This window comes from Bacillus sp. FSL W8-0645 (assembly GCF_038007905.1).
GTDB classification, from domain to species: domain Bacteria; phylum Bacillota; class Bacilli; order Bacillales; family Bacillaceae; genus Bacillus; species Bacillus pumilus.
Genome location: NZ_JBBOYC010000001.1, coordinates 1,689,824 through 1,710,471 on the forward strand (window position 1 = coordinate 1,689,824; position 20,648 = coordinate 1,710,471).

Annotated in this window: 16 protein-coding genes; all 16 read left to right on the top strand. The window is 42.3% G+C overall.

The genetic code is table 11. The features are described from left to right. Positions 1–43 precede the first annotated feature (43 nt). The 16 genes from NST39_RS08530 to rpsO all read left to right on the top strand — a co-directional run bounded on the left by NST39_RS08530 (position 44) and on the right by rpsO (position 20,632). Positions 44–1,741, top strand: a complete 1,698-nt coding sequence (locus NST39_RS08530) for a proline--tRNA ligase (RefSeq protein ID WP_341027877.1) — start codon at positions 44–46, stop codon at positions 1,739–1,741. 135 nt (positions 1,742–1,876) lie between these two features. Next, positions 1,877–6,130, top strand: a complete 4,254-nt coding sequence (locus NST39_RS08535; RefSeq protein WP_341029957.1) for a PolC-type DNA polymerase III — start codon at positions 1,877–1,879, stop codon at positions 6,128–6,130. Between the two features lie 422 nt (positions 6,131–6,552). Beyond that, the gene (locus NST39_RS08540) at positions 6,553–8,403 is read left to right on the top strand and encodes a glycoside hydrolase family 9 protein (RefSeq protein ID WP_341027879.1); all 1,851 of its coding nucleotides are present in this window, start codon (positions 6,553–6,555) and stop codon (positions 8,401–8,403) included. A 30-nt stretch (positions 8,404–8,433) separates the two neighbouring features. Next, the gene (locus NST39_RS08545; protein WP_341027881.1) at positions 8,434–10,539 is read left to right on the top strand and encodes a glycoside hydrolase family 48 protein; all 2,106 of its coding nucleotides are present in this window, start codon (positions 8,434–8,436) and stop codon (positions 10,537–10,539) included. An 84-nt stretch (positions 10,540–10,623) separates the two neighbouring features. Beyond that, positions 10,624–11,853: an endo-1,4-beta-xylanase gene (locus NST39_RS08550; protein WP_341027883.1), complete on the top strand. Its 1,230-nt coding sequence runs from the start codon at positions 10,624–10,626 to the stop codon at positions 11,851–11,853. An 18-nt stretch (positions 11,854–11,871) separates the two neighbouring features. Continuing rightward, the gene (locus tag NST39_RS08555) at positions 11,872–13,002 is read left to right on the top strand and encodes a glycoside hydrolase 5 family protein (RefSeq protein WP_341027885.1); all 1,131 of its coding nucleotides are present in this window, start codon (positions 11,872–11,874) and stop codon (positions 13,000–13,002) included. 241 nt (positions 13,003–13,243) lie between these two features. Next, entirely contained in the window at positions 13,244–13,717 is a 474-nt protein-coding gene (gene rimP, locus NST39_RS08560; protein WP_003211398.1) for a ribosome maturation factor RimP, read from the top strand. A 32-nt stretch (positions 13,718–13,749) separates the two neighbouring features. Beyond that, positions 13,750–14,865, top strand: coding sequence for a transcription termination factor NusA (gene nusA / locus NST39_RS08565; protein ID WP_003211013.1), 1,116 nt, complete (start codon positions 13,750–13,752; stop codon positions 14,863–14,865). A 15-nt stretch (positions 14,866–14,880) separates the two neighbouring features. Beyond that, positions 14,881–15,165, top strand: a complete 285-nt coding sequence (gene rnpM / locus NST39_RS08570) for an RNase P modulator RnpM (RefSeq protein WP_003210758.1) — start codon at positions 14,881–14,883, stop codon at positions 15,163–15,165. Next, the gene (locus tag NST39_RS08575; protein WP_034619894.1) at positions 15,158–15,460 is read left to right on the top strand and encodes a YlxQ family RNA-binding protein; all 303 of its coding nucleotides are present in this window, start codon (positions 15,158–15,160) and stop codon (positions 15,458–15,460) included. Before rnpM ends, NST39_RS08575 begins: the two co-directional genes overlap by 8 nt. Before the next feature lie 19 nt (positions 15,461–15,479). Next, a complete protein-coding gene (gene infB, locus NST39_RS08580; RefSeq protein WP_106065294.1) occupies positions 15,480–17,597 on the top strand; it encodes a translation initiation factor IF-2 in 2,118 nt (705 codons plus the stop codon). Continuing rightward, a complete protein-coding gene (locus tag NST39_RS08585) occupies positions 17,594–17,872 on the top strand; it encodes a DUF503 domain-containing protein (RefSeq protein ID WP_012009994.1) in 279 nt (92 codons plus the stop codon). The genes infB and NST39_RS08585 overlap by 4 nt, the downstream gene beginning before the upstream one ends. Before the next feature lie 17 nt (positions 17,873–17,889). Next, a complete protein-coding gene (rbfA, locus tag NST39_RS08590) occupies positions 17,890–18,240 on the top strand; it encodes a 30S ribosome-binding factor RbfA (RefSeq protein WP_003210803.1) in 351 nt (116 codons plus the stop codon). A 68-nt stretch (positions 18,241–18,308) separates the two neighbouring features. Next, positions 18,309–19,238 carry a tRNA pseudouridine(55) synthase TruB gene (truB, locus tag NST39_RS08595; protein WP_341027889.1) on the top strand — a complete coding sequence of 310 codons (930 nt, stop codon included), beginning with the start codon at positions 18,309–18,311 and terminating at the stop codon, positions 19,236–19,238. An 18-nt stretch (positions 19,239–19,256) separates the two neighbouring features. Further along, positions 19,257–20,207, top strand: a complete 951-nt coding sequence (gene ribF / locus NST39_RS08600) for a bifunctional riboflavin kinase/FAD synthetase (protein WP_044141883.1) — start codon at positions 19,257–19,259, stop codon at positions 20,205–20,207. A 155-nt stretch (positions 20,208–20,362) separates the two neighbouring features. Beyond that, positions 20,363–20,632, top strand: a complete 270-nt coding sequence (gene rpsO, locus NST39_RS08605) for a 30S ribosomal protein S15 (RefSeq protein WP_008354438.1) — start codon at positions 20,363–20,365, stop codon at positions 20,630–20,632. Positions 20,633–20,648 lie beyond the last annotated feature (16 nt).

A 20,648-nucleotide genomic window follows, 5' to 3' on the forward strand; every position in this document is an offset into this window, starting at 1 on the left:
AGTTTTTGTGAGAAGTCCTATTTCATAAATGAGGTGTAACGACATGAGACAATCCCTGACTTTTATTCCAACTCTTCGAGAGGTGCCGGCAGATGCTGAAGCAAAAAGTCACCAGCTCTTAGTAAGAGCTGGGTTCATTAGACAAAATACAAGCGGAATCTATCATTATCTTCCGCTTGCTCATAAAGTCATCCAGCATATTCAATCCATCGTTCGCAAAGAGATGGAAAAGGCGGGAGCAGCTGAGCTGTTAATGCCAGTGCTGCAGCAGGCAGAAATGTGGCAAGAGTCAGGAAGATGGTATACATACGGTCCAGAATTGATGCGTATGAAAGATCGTCATGGCCGTGAGTTTGCACTTGGCCCAACGCACGAAGAAGTGATTACATCACTCGTACGCAGCGAAGTGAAATCGTATAAGAAACTTCCTTTAACTCTTTATCAAATTCAATCAAAATTCCGCGACGAACAGAGACCGCGCTTTGGGCTGCTGCGCGGACGTGAATTTATTATGAAAGATGCGTACTCATTCCACTCTTCACCAGAAAGCCTTGATGACACTTACAATAAGATGTTTACAGCTTACTCCAATGTATTCTCAAAAGTAGGTCTTAATTTTAGACCAGTCATTGCAGATTCTGGTGCAATGGGAGGAAAAGATACACATGAGTTTATGGCACTGTCAGAAGTAGGAGAAGATACAATCGCATACTCTGACACATCTTCCTATGCTGCGAACATTGAAATGGCTGAAGCTGTATATCAAGGGGAAGAAGCAAACCCTGCGGACTTCAAAGAACTTGAAAAAGTCCATACACCGCAAGTGAAAACGATTCAAGACATCGCTGGATTTTTAGAAGTTGATCCTTCTCTTTGTATCAAGTCTGTTTTGTTTAAAGCAGATGATGCGTATGTTCTCATCCTGACGAGAGGCGACCATGAAGTAAATGATGTGAAAGTGAAAAACTTGGTAGGAGCACAGCTTGTAGAGCTTGCTACTCGCGAAGAAGTACTGGAAGTCATTGGAACAGAGCCTGGATTTGTTGGCCCAGTGAAGCTGGAAGCAGAAGTCGATATTTATGCAGACCTTGCGGTTAAAGGCATGACAAATGCTGTCGCAGGTGCAAACGAGGCGGATCATCACTATGTCAATGTCAATCCTGCGCGTGATGTGTCAGTGAAAGAATTCACAGATCTTCGTTTGATTCAAGAAGGAGACGTTTCTCCAGATGGAGAAGGCACAATCCAGTTTGCCAAGGGGATTGAAGTAGGACAAGTCTTTAAACTAGGCACTCGTTATTCTGAGTCAATGGATGCGACGTACCTTGATGAGAATGGTCGAGCGCAGCCAATGATTATGGGTTGCTATGGTATCGGTATCTCTAGAACGCTTTCAGCGATTGTTGAACAGCATCACGATGAGAAAGGAATCATTTGGCCGGAAGCTGTTGCGCCATATGACCTTCACCTCCTTGCATTAAATATGAAAAACGATGCTCAAAAAGAGCTAGCTGAAACGTTATACGAGCGCTTAGAAGATGAGGGCTTTGACGTACTTTTCGATGACCGCCAGGAGCGTGTCGGAGTGAAATTTGCAGACAGTGATTTAATTGGGCTGCCAATTCGCATTAGCTGCGGAAAACGTTCAGAAGAAGGCATTGTTGAAGTGAAATATAGAAAATCAGGGGAATCACACGAAGTATCTGTTGATGAGCTGATTTCATTTATACGCCAAGCATAAAAAACGAACAAAAAAATGAAGGTACCTCCTGTAGAAAAGAGGTACCTTTCTGATTGACAAAAGGAGGGTCCTGTCTTGGATGAACAATTACCGATCACACGGCGGCAATTTCATATATTACTCAATCAGATTCAAATGACAGATGATGACCTCAGTCGTTACTTTGAAGAAGGAGAAATCGTCAAATTGACGGTGCATAAAGCGACGAAAACGTGGCATTTTCTTTTTAAATTTAAGGCGCTTCTGCCTTACAAGGTATATGCGATGTTTCTCAGCAGGCTGACAAATGCATTTTCTCATATTGCACAAGTTACTTGTACGATTGAAGTCAATGATCCAAGCATCTCTGAAGAGCTCGTTCAATCGTATTGGTCACATTGTGTGGAAGAGCTTCAAGGAATTTCTCCTCCAATCATCAGCTTGCTTCAGCAGCAAAAACCATCGCTGTCTGGACGTAAAATCATCATCAAAACGAAAAGCGAAACAGAGGCTTTGGCCATCAAGAAGAAGTACAGTCCAATGCTCCAGGCTGCTTTTAAACAAGTAGGCTTTCCAGAACTTCAATTTGATACAGAAATTTTTGTATCAGATCAAGAGATTCAGAAGTTCAGAGAACAAAAGCTTGCTGAAGATCAAGAAAGAGCGATGCAAGCCCTCACTGAGATGGAGAAGAAGGAAAGTGAGGAGCAGGAGGAAGGTCCGTCTGGCCCTCTCATGATTGGCTATCAAATTAAAGACAATGAAGAAATTCGTACGCTTGATAGTATTATGGATGAGGAAAGAAGAATCACCGTCCAGGGCTACGTATTCGATGCAGAAACGCGTGAGCTGAAAAGCGGCAGAACGCTTTGTATTTTTAAAATTACAGATTATACAAACAGTATTTTAATCAAAATGTTTGCAAGAGAAAAAGAAGATGCCCAGCTGATGAAATCATTAAAAAAAGGCATGTGGGTCAAAGCAAGAGGAAGCATTCAAAACGATACGTTTGTTAGAGACCTTGTCATGATTGCCAATGATGTAAACGAAATGAAACCTCAGCTGAAAGAAGATACGGCACCTGAGGGTGAAAAGCGTGTCGAGCTTCATTTGCATTCCCCAATGAGTCAAATGGATGCTGTTACTGGCATCGGCAAGTTGGTAGAACAAGCAAAAAAATGGGGACATGAAGCAATTGCCCTGACGGATCATGCGGTTGTACAATCCTTCCCAGATGCGTATGCAGCAAGTAAAAAGCATGACATCAAAATGATGTATGGTGTGGAAATCAACTTGGTTGACGACGGAGTACCTATTGCCTATAACCCAGAGCACCGTTTGTTAGAGGATGCAACGTATGTCGTATTTGACGTCGAGACAACTGGACTTTCAGCTGTGTATGACACGATCATTGAGCTGGCAGCAGTGAAAATAAAAGGCGGAGAAATCATTGACCGTTTTGAGGCATTTGCAAATCCTCATCATCCATTATCAGCGACAACGATCGAATTAACAGGTATCACGGATGATATGGTCAGAGATGCTCCAGATGTCGTCGATGTCGTACGGGATTTCAAAGAATGGATTGGACAAGATATCCTTGTTGCGCACAATGCAAGCTTTGATATGGGCTTTTTAAACACAGCGTACAAGCGCCTGTTAAAAACAGATAAAGCGTCAAACCCTGTGATTGATACACTGGAACTTGGCCGATTCCTTTACCCTGAATTTAAGAATCACCGGCTGAACACACTTTGTAAAAAGTTCGATATAGAACTGACGCAGCATCACCGGGCCATTTACGATGCAGAGGCGACAGGCTACCTCATGCTGAAAATGCTAAAAGATGCCGCTGAAAAGGATATTGCCTATCACGATCAATTGAATGAAAACATGGGTCAGTCTAATGCTTACCAGCGCTCACGTCCTTACCATGCCATTCTGATCGCACAAAATGAGACTGGGCTGAAAAATTTATTCAAGCTTGTTTCTCTTTCTCATATTCATTATTTCTACCGAGTGCCGCGCATTCCACGCTCACAGCTTGAGAAATATCGAGAAGGTTTAATTATCGGGTCTGCCTGTGATAAGGGTGAAGTGTTTGAAGGAATGATGCAAAAATCACCTGATGAGGTGGAAGACATTGCAGCATTTTACGACTATTTAGAAGTTCATCCGCCAGAAGTGTATCAGCATCTGCTGCAGCTGGAGCTTGTTCGAGATGAACGGGCGTTAAAAGAAATCATCACAAACATTGTGAAGCTTGGCGAAAAGCTGAATAAACCAGTCGTAGCAACTGGAAATGTACATTATCTTCATCCAGAAGACAAAATTTATCGTAAAATCTTAATTTCATCACAAGGTGGAGCAAATCCGCTGAACCGTCATGAACTGCCAAAAGTTCATTTTAGAACGACAGATGAAATGCTTGAAGCATTCTCCTTTCTAGGAGAGGAAAAAGCGAAAGAGATCGTCGTGACGAATACGAAAAAAGTGTCTGAGATGGTCGAAAGCATTAAACCAATCAAAGATGACCTATACACACCAAAAATTGAAGGTGCAGATGAAGAAATACGGGAAATGAGCTATCAAATGGCGCGTAGCATCTACGGAGATGATTTGCCGAAAATCGTAGAAGACCGTATTGAGAAAGAATTAAAAAGTATTATTGGCCATGGATTCGCCGTTATTTATTTAATCTCTCATAAGCTTGTAAAGAAATCACTTGATGACGGATATCTTGTTGGTTCAAGGGGATCTGTCGGCTCATCTCTTGTTGCAACTTTAACAGAGATTACCGAAGTGAACCCGCTTGCGCCGCATTATGTATGTCCAAGCTGTAAGCATTCCGAGTTCTTTAACGACGGATCTGTTGGTTCAGGCTTTGACCTTCCTGACAAAGACTGCCCGGAATGTGGCACGCCGTACAAAAAAGACGGGCATGATATTCCGTTTGAAACGTTCTTAGGTTTTAAAGGAGACAAAGTCCCTGATATCGACTTGAACTTCTCAGGTGAATATCAGCCGATTGCCCATAACTATACGAAAGAGCTGTTTGGTGAAGAGTATGTATACCGAGCAGGTACGATTGGTACTGTTGCAGAAAAAACAGCATATGGTTACGTGAAAGGCTACGCTGGAGATCATAATCTTCATATGAGGGGCGCAGAAATCGACCGGCTTGTACAAGGCTGTACAGGGGTAAAACGGACAACGGGCCAGCATCCAGGCGGTATTATTGTAGTGCCGGATTATATGGACATTTACGATTTCTCACCAATTCAATTTCCAGCAGATGCGACAGGTTCTGATTGGAAAACGACGCATTTTGATTTCCACTCAATCCATGACAACTTGCTTAAACTTGATATACTAGGGCACGATGATCCTACGGTTATTCGTATGCTTCAGGATTTAAGCGGAATTGATCCAAAAACGATTCCAACAGATGATCCAGAAGTGATGAAAATTTTCCAAGGAACAGAGCCTCTTGGTGTAACAGAGGAGCAAATTGGCTGTAAAACAGGTACACTCGGTATTCCAGAGTTTGGGACAAGGTTTGTTCGGCAAATGCTTGAGGATACAAAACCAACAACCTTCTCAGAGCTCGTTCAGATCTCTGGATTATCACACGGGACGGATGTATGGCTCGGGAACGCGCAAGAGCTCATTCACAATAAAACGTGTGAACTAAGTGAAGTGATTGGGTGCCGTGACGATATTATGGTCTATCTCATCTATCAGGGCTTAGAGCCGTCACTTGCCTTTAAAATCATGGAGTCTGTTCGTAAAGGAAAAGGACTTCCCCCTGAATGGGAAGAAGAAATGAAGAATAATAATGTACCGAACTGGTATATTGATTCTTGTAAAAAGATCAAATACATGTTCCCTAAGGCCCACGCAGCTGCTTACGTATTAATGGCTGTACGGATTGCCTACTTTAAGGTGCATCATGCACTTTTATACTATGCGGCTTACTTTACCGTTCGTGCAGATGACTTTGATATTGAAACAATGACAAAAGGATCAAATGCGATTCGAGCGGTCATGGACGATATTAACTCAAAAGGTTTAGATGCATCACCGAAAGAAAAGAACCTATTAACTGTACTAGAGCTTGCACTTGAAATGTGTGAAAGAGGCTACCATTTCAAAAAAGTGGACCTTTACCGATCAAGTGCATCAGAGTTTATCATTGATGGTGACGGATTGATTCCGCCATTCAACTCAATCCCTGGACTCGGAACGAACGTTGCGTTAAATATTGTTCGCGCACGACAAGACGGGGAGTTCCTTTCAAAAGAAGATTTACAAAAACGCGGAAAAGTGTCGAAAACGATCCTAGAATATTTAGATCGTCAAGGCTGCTTAGAAGCACTTCCCGATCAAAACCAGCTTTCTTTGTTTTAATGCGATTAATGAAGAGCGCCCTTAAAGGGGCGTTTCTTTTTTTATTTATACAATAATATTATTATGTTAACTAATAAAGATTTTCCACCAAATGGAATCATTTTCTAATTCATTCATATACCTTGATTTAGCGTGATGTTTTAAAAGAAGAGATTGTATGTCATTCTTTCTACCCAAATAGAGCAAAAAAGAGAATTTCGCCGTCTGAAATGTTCTCATGCGACATATGATCATTCTGGGTACAGTCACAGAAAGAATCAAGAGAAAAAAACTTCGATGAGCGCAAAGCTGATTGCTGTTTACTATGCTTATTTTTGAAACATATTTGATTCTTTTCAAAGCTGTTCAAATCACGTTCTGAATAAAAGGAGGTGGCTTGTCTATTCATGTTTGACTAAATAGAAGGGGTGATTCATACAGAAATGGCATCTTATAACTATGTAGAGGTTCTTCAAAAATCCTTGTTGTTTTATGAAGCGCAGCGGTCTGGAAAGCTGCCTAAAAGCAACCGTCTCAACTGGCGGGGAGATTCTGGACTAGAGGATGGGAAAGATGTAGGGCATGACTTAACTGGCGGCTGGTATGACGCAGGTGATCATGTGAAATTTGGACTTCCGATGGCCTACTCAGCATCTGTGCTTGCATGGACAGTATATGAATACCGAGAAGCCTATGAAGAGGCAGAACTGCTTGATGACATCTTAGATCAGATCAGGTGGGCAACAGATTATTTTTTGAAAGCTCATACAGGTCCGAATGAGTTTTGGGCGCAGGTAGGTGATGGGAATGCTGACCATGCTTGGTGGGGACCGGCAGAAGTGATGCCGATGAGCCGGCCAGCTTTTAAAATTGATGAAAATTGCCCTGGAACAGAAGTGGCCGCCCAAACTGCGGCAGCTTTAGCAGCGGGCTCTATCATTTTTAAAGAGACAGATGCCCCTTATGCAGCAAAGCTTCTGACGCACGCGAAACAGCTTTATGCATTTGCTGACAGGTATCGCGGCGAGTATACAGATTGTGTCACAAACGCTCAGCCGTTTTACAACTCATGGAGCGGCTATATTGATGAACTCATTTGGGGCGGAATCTGGCTGTACTTGGCAACAAATGAAGAAACCTATTTAAATCAAGCATTAAAAGCAGTAGAGGAATGGCCGAAGGATTGGGATTATACGTTTACCATGTCGTGGGACAATACTTTTTTTGCTTCGCAAATCTTACTCGCCAGAATCACGAAAGAGAATCGATTTATAGAATCGACAGAGCGTAATCTTGATTACTGGACCACGGGTTTTGTTCAAAATGGAAAAGTCGAAAGAATCACTTATACGCCTGGCGGTTTGGCATGGCTAGATCAATGGGGCTCACTGCGTTATACAGCAAATGCAGCATTTTTAGCCTTTGTTTACGCTGATTGGGTGTCAGATAAAGAAAAAAAGAATCGATACCAAACGTTCGCGATCAACCAAACTCACTATATGCTTGGTGATAATCCGCATAATAGAAGCTATGTCGTTGGGTTTGGCCAGAACCCGCCGAAGCATCCACACCACCGAACTGCACACGGTTCATGGTCTAATCAACTGACAAATCCTTCGAATCATCGTCACACTCTTTATGGGGCGCTCGTTGGCGGACCTAATGCACAGGATCAATATGACGATGACATCTCTGATTATGTATCAAACGAGGTGGCGACGGACTATAATGCCGCTTTTACAGGAAATATAGCCAAAATGGTGCAGCTGTTTGGAAAAGGGCAATCAAAACTGCCCAATTTCCCGCCTAAAGAACAACCAGAGGATGAGTTTTTTGTAGAGGCAGCAGTGATGAATAACGATGTAACATCTACTCAAGTAAAGGCGGTTCTATACAACCGGTCCGGATGGCCGGCTAGACGTAGTCAAACGCTCTCCTTTAGATATTACGTCAATCTGAGTGAGGTCTTTGCAAAGGGATTCACTGAAAAAGATATTCAAGTGACAGCCGCCTACAATGAAGGCGCTTCCTTATCTCCGCTCAAGGTATATGACGCATCAGCTCACATGTATTATGCAGAAATTGATTTTACAGGCGTAGCGATTTTTCCTGGAGGAGAATCAGAGCATAAGAAGGAAATGCAATTTCGATTATCTGCACCAAATGGGTCGAATATATGGGATGCCTCAAATGATTATTCCTTTCAAGGCTTAACATCCAATATGCAAAAAACAACGAGAATTCCTGTTTTTGATGATGGTGCATTAGTATTTGGTACACTTCCAGACAAATAAAAATCAAGATTTTTTGAAAGGGTGAAGGATTTGTCAAACAAAGAACGGTTTTTAACGCTTTATCATCAAATTAAAAGTGATGGGAATGGATATTTTTCATCAGAAGGAATTCCGTATCATTCAATTGAGACGCTTATTTGCGAAGCGCCTGATTATGGGCATATGACAACGTCAGAAGCGTATAGCTATTGGCTGTGGCTAGAGGTGTTGTACGGACATTACACAGGGGATTGGAGCAAATTAGAGGCAGCCTGGGACAATATGGAGAAGTACATCATCCCAGTAAATGAAGATGGAAATGATGAGCAGCCGCATATGAGCGCCTACAATCCTTCTAGCCCAGCCACATACGCAGCGGAAAAACCATATCCAGATCAATATCCTAGTCAGCTGAGCGGAGCTCGTGCTGCTGGTCAAGATCCGATTGATGGTGAATTGAAATCAACCTATGGAACGAATGAAACGTATTTAATGCACTGGCTGCTTGATGTCGATAACTGGTATAAATATGGGAACTTACTCAATCCATCACATACAGCCGCATATGTAAACACGTTCCAGCGCGGGCCGCAGGAATCTGTATGGGAGGCGATCCCACATCCATCACAAGATGATCAATCTTTTGGGAAGCCAAATGAAGGCTTTATGAGCTTGTTCACAAAAGAAAACCAAGCACCAGCTGCTCAGTGGCGCTATACCAATGCGACGGATGCTGATGCGCGTGCAATACAAGCGATGTATTGGGCAAAGGAACTCGGCTACAATAATTCAACCTATCTTAATAAAGCGAAAAAAATGGGTGATTTTCTCCGTTACGGTATGTACGATAAGTATTTTCAAACGATTGGAAGCGGCAAGCAAGGGAATCCGTACCCTGGAAACGGAAAGGGTGCCTGTCATTACTTAATGGCGTGGTATACCTCTTGGGGCGGAGGACTTGGCGACTATGCAAACTGGTCATGGCGTATCGGAGCGAGCCACTGCCACCAAGGGTATCAAAACCCTGTCGCCGCTTATGCTTTGTCCTCAGACAATGGTGGTTTAAAGCCATCTTCCGCTACCGGTGCAAGCGATTGGGAAAAAACATTAAAAAGGCAGCTTGAATTTTATGTATGGCTTCAATCAAAAGAGGGAGCGATAGCAGGAGGCGCAACCAATAGCTGGAATGGAGACTATAGTGCATATCCGGCGGGAACAAGTACTTTTTATGATATGGCATATGAGGATGCACCTGTATATCTTGATCCGCCTTCTAATAACTGGTTCGGGATGCAGGCATGGCCGATGGAGCGCGTAGCAGAGCTTTATTATATTTTTGTGAAAGACGGAGACAAAACTTCTGAAAATGTCCAAATGGCGAGATCTTGTATCACAAAATGGGTCGACTATGCATTAGATTACATTTTTATCGGCAGCCGTCCTGTGTCGGATGAAGAGGGGTATTTCTTAGATGACCAAGGACAAAGAATTCTAGGAGGAACAAATGCTGCTGTTGCTACAACGAGTGCACCTGGCGAGTTTTGGCTTCCTGGAAATATTGCTTGGAGCGGACAGCCTGACACGTGGAATGGGTTCCAGTCTGCAACAGGAAATCCAAACTTAACAGCTGTCACAAAAGATCCAACTCAGGATACGGGCGTACTAGGGAGTCTCGTCAAGGCTTTAACTTTCTTTGCTGCTGCTGCTAAGCTAGAAACAGGGGATTATACAGCGCTTGGCGTAAGAGCGAAAGATGCAGCCGCTCAGCTCCTTGAGGTTGCGTGGAATTACAATGATGGCGTGGGCATTGTGACAGAGGAAGACAGAGAGGACTATGACCGCTTCTTTAAAAAAGAAGTGTATTTCCCAAATGGTTGGAGCGGGACCTTTGGTCAAGGGAATCAGATTCCTGGATCAAGCACTATTCCTTCTGATCCGCAGCGAGGAGGTAATGGGGTCTATACGAGTTTTGCTGATCTTCGTCCAAACATTAAACAAGATCCAGCATGGTCTTCACTCGAGAGTAAATATCAGTCTTCATATAATGAAGCAACAGGCAAATGGGAGAATGGGGCACCGGTTTTCACCTATCACCGTTTTTGGTCACAAGTGGATATGGCCACTGCCTACGCAGAATATCATCGTCTGATCAACTAACAGGTGAAATTTAAGCTGCCGGTTTCTTTGAGCCGGCAGTTTGTTTAAGAAATATAAATCCAGTGAAAATAAGGGTGTGTTTACATGGTCAAAGAAAGAAGCTTTCTTCATCAATCAATAAACAAGGGCGAAAATGAGCAGAATAATCTGATGTGGAAAAAAGAGGCGAATGATCGAATCTCAGAGCATAGACAAAGAGATCTTGAAATAAACGTCACAAATCACGATAAAAAGCCAATAGCAGGAATAGAGGTTGAGTTGAAGCAAATTAGGCATGAATTTGCATTTGGTTCAGCGATGAATGACCAAGTGTTATTTAATCAACAATATGCCAATTTTTTTGTGAAGCATTTTAATTGGGCTGTTTTTGAAAATGAGGCAAAATGGTATGCGAATGAGCCGGAAAGAGGGAGAATCACCTACGAAAAAGCCGATGCGATGCTGAATTTTGCAGATAAACATCAACTTCCAGTAAGGGGGCACGCTTTATTTTGGGAGGTAGAGGATGCGAATCCAAGCTGGCTGAGGTCACTACCGAATCACGAAGTGTATGAAGCCATGAAAAACCGGCTTGAGCATGCGGGCAATCACTTTAAAGGAAGATTCCGTCACTGGGATGTAAACAATGAAATGATGCATGGTTCATTTTTTAAAGACCGATTCGGGAAAAATATTTGGAAATGGATGTATGAAGAAACGAAAAAAATTGACCCTCAAGCACGATTGTTTGTGAATGATTATAATGTGATCTCATATGGTGAGCACCATGCTTATAAAGCACATATCAATGAACTTCGTCAGTTAGGCGCACCTATTGAGGCGATTGGTGTACAAGGACATTTTGAAGAACGGGTCGATCCAGCCGTTGTAAAAGAGAGGCTCGATGTGCTTGCTGAGCTTGGACTTCCTATATGGGTTACAGAGTACGACTCTGTTCACCCTGACGCTAATAGAAGAGCGGATAACCTAGAGGCTTTATATCGCGTCGCATTTAGTCATCCAGCCGTAAAAGGAGTGCTAATGTGGGGATTTTGGGCAGGTGCCCATTGGAGAGGTGAGCATGCGGCCATCGTGAATTACGATTGGTCTTTAAATGAAGCAGGTAGACGTTACGAAAAGCTTCTAAATGAGTGGACGACACAAAGAGTTGAAAAAACAGATGCTAATGGCAATGTGACATGTCGAGCATTTCACGGGACATATGAGATTCGAATCGGTAAAGAAAGTAAACTGTTGAAACAGCAGACAATTGAACTTGATTCAAATGAACAAACACCACTTCGGCTAGATGTGATCATACCTGAAGAAGGATAGATTGTGAGGAGAATGTAAATGAAAAAGTGGACTCAAAGAGTGTCCTTCTTCATACTTGTGGTCGCTATATGGGCCGGATGGTTTTCACTGACAATTAAAGCCGCCGCTTATGTACAGACGTCTGGCACACAATTTACGCTGAACAATCAACCATTTTACTTTGCTGGTACAAATAATTACTATTTCCATTACAAATCTAAAAAGATGGTAGATGCAGTGTTCGATGATATGAAAGCAATGAATTTAAAGGTCTTACGTATTTGGGGATTTCACGACGGGGCCCCTCAAGAAAACTCCGTTTTACAATCTAGTCCAGGGGTCTATGAAGAATCGGGTTTTCAAAAACTAGATTATGCGATTTATAAAGCGGGACAGGAAGGAATAAAGCTTGTCATCCCGCTAGTGAACAATTGGGATGACTTTGGCGGGATGAATCAATACGTAAAGTGGTTCAATGCAGGATCACATGATGCCTTTTATACAGATCCTCGTATACAACATGCTTACAAAAATTATGTGCGTTATGTTTTAGAAAGAACGAATACGTACACAGGTGTTCAATATAAGGACGATCCAGCTATTATGACTTGGGAATTGGCCAATGAGCCGCGTGTGCAGTCAGATCCAACGGGTAATATACTAGTCAAATGGGCAGATGAAATGAGTACATGGATCAAATCGCTGGATCGTCACCATCTTGTTGCAGTAGGAGATGAAGGATTTTTTCGCATACCAGGCCATGAAGATTGGTTGTACGGAGGCGGAGAAGGCGTCGATTGGGACCGTTTGACAGCTCTCTCTAATATCGATTATGGAACCTATCATCTGTACCCAGATCACTGGAACAAGTCTGCTGCTTGGGGAGTGAAATGGATCGAAGACCATATCACCCGCGGGAAGACAATCGGAAAACCAGTTGTGTTAGAAGAGTTTGGCTATCAAAATCAATCAGCACGTCCTGACGTATACCAAAGCTGGCTGTCAGCGGTTGAGCGGCTCGGAGGGGCTGGCAGTCAATTTTGGATTTTAACAAGCATTCAGGACGATGATTCGCTCTATCCCGATTATGACGGTTTCCGCATCATAAAAGGGAGCAGGGAGGCAGCACTTATCAGTGAACATGCGAAAAGAATGAACGAAAAGAACTGATGGCGAATGCCTGCTGAATAAGGAACTTCATTTGCATAAAAAATTTGGATATGGTATAGTTTTTATGGAAATGCTAACGATTACCGAGACAAGAGTGGGGAAACCCGCTCTTTTGTATTGAACAGGCAATTTTTGTCTCGACATTATTCATCCGTTTTCTGCTCCCCCTGCTCACATAAAGCAGGGTTTTTATGCAGAATGATTGATAAGAGCGTTTATCGAAAGCACAAGGAGGAAGAGAATGAGCAAAAAAGTAGTGGATGTCGTAAGCGAAATGGTACAGCCAATTTTAGATGGCTTACAGCTTGAACTCGTTGATGTTGAATTTGTCAAAGAGGGTCAAAACTGGTTCCTTCGCGTGTTTATTGACTCTGATAAAGGCGTCGATATCGAAGAATGTGCCAAAGTGAGCGAAGCCTTGAGCGAAAAGCTTGATGAGGCAGATCCGATTAGCCAAAACTACTTTCTTGAAGTGTCCTCTCCTGGAGCGGAGCGCCCATTAAAGAAAAAAGCTGATTTTGAAAAAGCACTTGGAAAAAATGTTTTCATGAAAACATATGAACCAATTGATGGTGAAAAAGCGTTTGAAGGTGAGCTTACAAGCTTTGATGGTGAGATTGCAACAGTGACAGTGAAGATCAAGACAAGAAAGAAAGAGATCAATATTCCATATGAAAAAATAGCTAACGCAAGATTAGCAGTTTCGTTCAATTAACCTTTTCATTGATATAAGGGGGAACCATAAAAATGAGTAGTGAGTTGTTAGATGCCCTGACTGTTCTCGAGAAAGAGAAGGGTATTAGTAAAGAAATTATTATTGAAGCGATAGAAGCTGCACTCATTTCTGCATATAAGCGTAACTTTAATCAAGCGCAAAATGTTCGTGTTGATTTAAACCGCGAAACGGGAACAATTCGCGTATTTGCAAGAAAAGATGTTGTAGATGAAGTGTATGATTCTCGCCTTGAAATCTCTGTAGATGATGCAGCCAATATGAACCCGAATTACATGGTAGGTGACGTCGTTGAAATTGAAGTCACGCCAAAAGATTTCGGACGCATTGCAGCTCAGACTGCGAAACAAGTGGTGACGCAGCGAGTGAGAGAAGCAGAGCGAGGTGTGATCTACACTGAGTTTATCGATCGCGAGGAAGACATTATGACGGGAATCGTTCAGCGAATTGACAGTAAATTCATTTACGTGTCACTTGGCAAAATCGAAGCCCTTCTTCCGGTCAACGAACAAATGCCAAATGAGGACTACAAACCACATGACCGCATTAAGGTGTTTATTACAAAAGTCGAAAAAACAACAAAAGGACCACAAATTTATGTGTCTAGAACACATCCAGGTCTATTAAAGCGTTTATTTGAAATTGAAGTGCCAGAAATTTATGATGGTACTGTAGAGCTTAAATCGGTTGCTAGAGAAGCTGGGGACCGTTCTAAAATCTCTGTTCGTACTGATGATCCTGATGTTGACCCAGTTGGTTCTTGTGTTGGTCCAAAAGGCCAGCGTGTACAAGCAATTGTCAACGAGCTAAAAGGCGAAAAAATTGACATTGTCCATTGGTCTAATGACCCGGTTGAATTTGTTGCCAATGCATTAAGTCCATCAAAAGTACTTGATGTTATTGTGAATGAAGAAGATAAGGCGACAACAGTCATTGTCCCTGATTATCAGCTGTCGTTAGCCATTGGTAAAAGAGGTCAAAATGCGCGTCTTGCAGCAAAGCTGACTAGCTGGAAAATTGACATTAAAAGCGAAACAGATGCAAGGGAACTCGGTATTTTCCCAAGAACTGAAGACTCTGAATCTCTTTTCTTAGAGGCTGAACCAGTAGCTGAGGAATCTGACGAATAAGAGGTGATGTAAAAGGTGAATAGCCGAAAAAAAATCCCGCTTAGAAAATGTGTCGTGACGGGAGAAATGAAACCAAAGAAAGAACTGATCCGTGTTGTTCGTTCTAAAGAAGGTGAAGTGTCTGTTGACGCAACCGGAAAAAAGAACGGACGCGGAGCTTACCTTTCTCTCGATAAAGAAACCATTCTTGCGGCAAAGAACAAACGCAGTTTACAACAGCAATTTCAGACACAGATTGACGAACACATATTTGAAGAATTACTAGAACTAGCTGAAAAGGTGAAAAAACCAAATGACTGATTCTAAGTGGTATCCTTTGCTTGGTCTAGCAAATCGAGCTCGTAAAGTCGTGTCAGGAGAAGATCTTGTGATCAAAGAAGTTAGACATGCGCGTGCTAAGCTGGTTCTTCTTGCAGCAGATGCCTCACCGAACACAGAGAAAAAGGTATCTGACAAATGCAAATTTTATAATGTTCCGGTTAGAAAAATTGAAGACCGTTCCGTTCTCGGACGTTCTATTGGGAAAGAAGCTCGCGTAGTTGTCGCTGTCACTGACCAAGGCTTCGCTAAGAAGCTTATAAGCTTGCTCGATTAATTTATTTGGGGGTGAACGAATGGCTAAAGTGAGAGTATATGAATATGCAAAAGCCATAGATGTTTCAAGTAAAGATATTATAGCAGCGCTTAAGGATATGAACGTGGAAGTGAACAACCACATGGCGACGCTTGAAGACGACACTGTGAAAAAGCTAGACGCTAAATATAAAAAAGCCAAAGCAAAAGAGACAGCTAACGAGAAACCCGCAGAACAAAAAAACCAATCATCTAACAAAATCAATGATAGAAAGAAGAATGACGTGCAGAATAATCAATTTAATAAAAACAAAAAAAACAACAACCAAAACAAAAACAAAAACAAACGCGGTGGCAACAAGTCACAGCATCAGCAAGCTAGACCTGTGAAGCCTAAAAAAGAGCTTCCTGAAAAAATTGAATTTACAAATTCAATGACAGTTGGCCAGCTTGCCGAAGAGCTTGGAAAAGAATCAGCTGAAATCATTAAGAAGCTGATGATGCTTGGTGTTATGGCAACTATTAACCAAGAGCTTGATAAAGATACAGTTGAATTAATCGCTTCTGAATATGGCGTTCCAGTAGAGGAAGTTATCATTTTAGAAGAAACTGAACTTGAAAAGTATGAAGTTGCAGATAAAGAAGAAGATATGCAAGTACGCCCTCCAGTTGTTACGATCATGGGACACGTTGACCATGGGAAAACAACGCTTCTTGACAGCATTCGTAAAACGAAAGTCGTTGAAGGCGAAGCTGGTGGAATCACGCAGCATATCGGTGCATACCAAATTGAAGAAAACGGCAAGAAAATCACGTTCCTTGATACCCCTGGACACGCAGCATTTACAACGATGCGTGCACGTGGTGCCGAGGTAACGGATACAACAATCCTAGTTGTTGCAGCAGATGATGGCGTGATGCCGCAAACGATTGAAGCCATTAACCATGCGAAAGCGGCAGAGGTACCAATCGTTGTCGCTGTCAATAAAATTGACAAACCAACAGCTAACCCTGACCGTGTGATGCAGGAATTAACTGAACATGGCCTTGTACCAGAAGCTTGGGGCGGCGAAACGATCTTCGTTCCACTATCTGCAAAAACAGGTGAAGGCATCGATGAATTGATCGAGATGATCCTTCTTGTCAGCGAAGTAGCAGAACTGAAAGCCAACCCAAATCGTGCGGCTAAAGGAACTGTCATTGAGGCTGAGCTTGATAAAGGAAAAGGGTCTGTTGCAACCCTTCTTGTTCAAACTGGTACACTTCAAGTAGGTGACCCAATCGTTGTTGGAAATACATTTGGCCGTGTACGAGCAATGGTCAATGACATTGGCCGCCGCGTGAAAACAGCGGGACCATCTACACCTGTTGAAATCACTGGTTTAAATGATGTACCAAATGCCGGCGATCAGTTCCTCGTATTCAAAGACGAAAAAACAGCTCGCCAAGTAGGTGAGGCGCGTGCTTCAAAACAGCTTGATGAAAAGCGTTCAGACAAAGCAAAATTATCTTTAGATGACCTATTTGAGCAAATCAAACAAGGCGAAGTGAAAGATATCAACCTGATCGTGAAAGCGGACGTACAAGGTTCTGCTGAAGCACTGACGGCAGCTCTTCAAAAAATTGAAGTAGAAGGCGTAAAAGTGAAAATTATCCATACGGGTGTTGGAGCGATTACAGAATCTGATATCATTTTAGCAAGTGCTTCTAATGCGATCGTGATCGGATTTAACGTACGTCCTGATGGAAATGCGAAGAGCACAGCTGAAACAGAAAACGTAGATATCCGCTTGCACCGCATTATCTATAAAGTCATCGATGAAATTGAAGCTGCGATGAAAGGGATGCTTGACCCTGAATATGAAGAAAAAGTCATTGGTCAAGTTGAAGTTCGTCAAACGTTCAAAGTATCTAAAATCGGTACAATTGCTGGTGGCTATGTCACTGAAGGAACCATCACAAGAGATAGTGGTATCCGCTTAATCCGTGACGGCGTCGTTATTTTTGAAGGCGAAGTCGACGTATTAAAACGATTCAAAGATGACGTGAAAGAAGTTTCACAAGGCTATGAATGTGGTATTACCATTAAGAAATATAACGATATCCGTGAAGGCGATGTTCTGGAATCATTCGTTATGCAAGAAATCGAAAGAAAATGATCGGTTATACCGAATGTGAGTGTATCATCTATGATGCATCCTCACTGAAGGAAAAACGTGCGGTTCTTCAGCGTATATTGACAAGAACGCGCCATAAATTCAATGTGACCATGGCTGAAATGGATTATCAGGATACATGGCAGCGTACATCAATTGGAATCGCCGTGATTTCTTCATCTCGGGTTCAAGTGGAAAAGGAACTTCAGCGTGTATTAAGCTTTATTGATTCTTTTCCTGAAATTGAACGAACGATCACGAAAACTGAGTGGTTTTAATTAGAGGTGATAAGATCATGAGTATGAGAGCAACCCGTGTGGGTGAGCAAATGAAAAAAGAATTGGGCGACATCCTTGGCAGAAAGCTGAAAGATCCAAGAATCGGCTTTTTGACTGTAACCGATGTCGAAGTGACCGGTGATTTGCAAATTGCCAAAGTCTACATTTCTGTTCTTGGCGACGAGAAGAAAAGAGAGGAAACCTTAAAAGGCCTAGCAAAGGCTAAAGGGTATATCCGCTCTGAAATCGGCAATCGAATTAGACTTCGCAAAACACCAGAACTACACTTTGAATTCGATGAATCCGTTGATTACGGAAACCGAATTGAAAGCCTGATTGCTGAACTAAACACAAAAGATCACGAATAAGACGTTGAAATAAGGATAGGCGATGATCGTCTGTCCTTTTTCATCGTTTATGAAAGGAGAGAACGCAGATGATAAATGGTGTTCTTTTATTACATAAAGAAAGAGGAATGACCTCTCACGACTGTGTGTTCAAAGTGAGAAAGATATTGCACACAAAAAAAGTCGGACATACAGGAACCCTCGACCCAGAAGTATCAGGTGTTCTGCCCATTTGTATTGGAAGAGCGACGAAAATCGTTGAGTATTTAACAGATAAATCGAAAACGTATGATGCAGAAATCACGATTGGCTTTTCTACGACGACAGAAGACCAAACTGGTGAAGTGGTTGAAGAAAAAAAGGTACAAAAACAGATTTCAGAAGAAGAAATTGATGATGCGCTGAAACAGTTTGAAGGAACCATTGAACAAGTTCCTCCAATGTTTTCTGCTGTGAAAATTGGCGGAAAAAAACTCTACGAATATGCAAGAGAAGGCATTGAAATTGAGCGGCCGAGCCGCGAGATTACAATTCACCGTATCGAGCGGACAACACCTGCTTTATTTGAAAACGGAAAAGTATCTTTTAGATTCACCGTTTTATGTTCAAAAGGAACGTATGTTAGAACCTTAGCGGTTGATATTGGAAAGAAACTAGGATTTCCAGCTCACATGTCACACCTCATACGCACAGGGTCAGGTGATTTTACACTAGATGAGTGCATCACCCTTGATGAGCTGCGAGATATAAGCGAAGAAGGCACAGTAGATGAGCACCTTGTCCCGATCGAGCGTGCGCTCAATCATTTGCCGAAATGGGAGATAAATGATACATTAGCAAGTAAAGTGGAAAACGGTGCAGTCCTGCCAATGCCTGATGAATTCGCTCATTTCGCAGAGGAAGATCGTGTCGCTGTCTTTGCTCCTTCAGGCCGGTGTATGGCGATATATATGAAGCACCCGACCAAACAGAATCTGATGAAGCCAGCGAAGATCTTATCTCAGGACAAGCAATCTTAAAGAAAAGGTGACCATCTCGTGAAGACTATACATATTTCACACCCACATACATTGAATCAAAAGGATCAAGACCCGTCTGTTATGGCTTTAGGGTATTTTGACGGTGTTCACCTCGGACATCAAAAAGTGATTGGCGCAGCAAAAAGCATTGCGAGAAAAGAAGGATTGGCTTTAGCGGTCATGACCTTTCATCCGCACCCATCACATGTTTTGCAAAAAGCACGTGAACCCAAGGACTTAATTACACCGCTTGAGGATAAAATTGATTTCATCGAACAGCTGGGCGCTGACTATTTATACATTGTGCAGTTCAGCGAAAGCTTTGCAGCGTTATCTCCTCAAGAGTTTGTCGATCAATATTTAGATGAGCTGAATGTAAAGCACGCAGTAGCTGGTTTTGATTTTACGTTTGGCCGTTTTGGTGCAGGCACAATGGAAACCTTCGATGAGTACGGAAAAGGGCGTATTACAGCCACCATCGTTCCTAAGTTGTCTAATCAAGACCGAAAAGTCAGCTCAACACTCATACGCTCTGCATTGAAAAATGGGGATGTTGAATATGTGAGTGAGCTTTTAGGAAAACCTTATCAGCTGCGAGGTATTGTCATTCATGGTGATAAACGAGGACGGACGATCGGCTTTCCGACTGCGAATGTCGGTTTATCTGCTGAATATATCATTCCGCCAACAGGGGTTTATGCAGTAAGAGCAGAAGTGAAAGGCAAAGTGTATGACGGTGTTTGTAATGTTGGCTATAAACCAACCTTTTATGAAAAACGCCCTGATCAGCCTGCCATTGAAGTAAACCTCTTTGATTTTAACGAAGAAATATATGGTGAACCGATTAAATTACAGTGGTTCAAGCGCATTCGCAGTGAGCAAAAATTTAACGGAATCCAGGAGTTAACGGCTCAAATCAGTCAAGATAAAGAAGAAGCGATTCAGTTTTTTCAACATCAGCGAAATTAAACAAAAAAATCATAGAAAAACAGCTCTACCATTTGCAAATTCATCATATTTTTAGTATGATTATTCCTGTAGCTTTAAAACCACTTACTTGGCAGGCCGACTTCACCGACGGTTGCGAGGTAGATGGGGCTAACATGATTTGGAGGTGAAACAGGATGGCTATTACTCAAGAGCGTAAAACTCAATTAATTAATGAGTTCAAAACACACGAATCTGATACTGGATCTCCAGAAGTTCAGATCGCTGTCCTAACAGAATCAATTAACAACTTGAACGAGCATTTACGTACTCATAAGAAAGATCACCACTCACGTCGCGGTCTTTTGAAAATGGTAGGTAGACGTCGTAATCTTCTTACGTATCTACGTAATAAAGACGTAACTCGTTACCGTGAGTTAATTAACAAACTAGGCTTACGTCGATAATCGTAAAAAGCGGGAG

Bases quoted from the DNA above. Each gene is read 5' to 3' on its own strand.
- rbfA (WP_003210803.1), top strand. From the start codon at position 17,890: ATGAGTATGAGAGCAACCCGTGTGGGTGAGCAAATGAAAAAAGAATTG.
- rpsO (WP_008354438.1), top strand. From the start codon at position 20,363: ATGGCTATTACTCAAGAGCGTAAAACTCAATTAATTAATGAGTTCAAA.
- NST39_RS08585 (WP_012009994.1), top strand. From the start codon at position 17,594: ATGATCGGTTATACCGAATGTGAGTGTATCATCTATGATGCATCCTCA.
- NST39_RS08550 (WP_341027883.1), top strand. From the start codon at position 10,624: ATGGTCAAAGAAAGAAGCTTTCTTCATCAATCAATAAACAAGGGCGAA.
- infB (WP_106065294.1), top strand. From the start codon at position 15,480: ATGGCTAAAGTGAGAGTATATGAATATGCAAAAGCCATAGATGTTTCA.
- NST39_RS08575 (WP_034619894.1), top strand. From the start codon at position 15,158: ATGACTGATTCTAAGTGGTATCCTTTGCTTGGTCTAGCAAATCGAGCT.
- NST39_RS08530 (WP_341027877.1), top strand. From the start codon at position 44: ATGAGACAATCCCTGACTTTTATTCCAACTCTTCGAGAGGTGCCGGCA.
- NST39_RS08555 (WP_341027885.1), top strand. From the start codon at position 11,872: ATGAAAAAGTGGACTCAAAGAGTGTCCTTCTTCATACTTGTGGTCGCT.
- NST39_RS08535 (WP_341029957.1), top strand. From the start codon at position 1,877: ATGACAGATGATGACCTCAGTCGTTACTTTGAAGAAGGAGAAATCGTC.
- truB (WP_341027889.1), top strand. From the start codon at position 18,309: ATGATAAATGGTGTTCTTTTATTACATAAAGAAAGAGGAATGACCTCT.
- NST39_RS08540 (WP_341027879.1), top strand. From the start codon at position 6,553: ATGGCATCTTATAACTATGTAGAGGTTCTTCAAAAATCCTTGTTGTTT.
- nusA (WP_003211013.1), top strand. From the start codon at position 13,750: ATGAGTAGTGAGTTGTTAGATGCCCTGACTGTTCTCGAGAAAGAGAAG.
- rimP (WP_003211398.1), top strand. From the start codon at position 13,244: ATGAGCAAAAAAGTAGTGGATGTCGTAAGCGAAATGGTACAGCCAATT.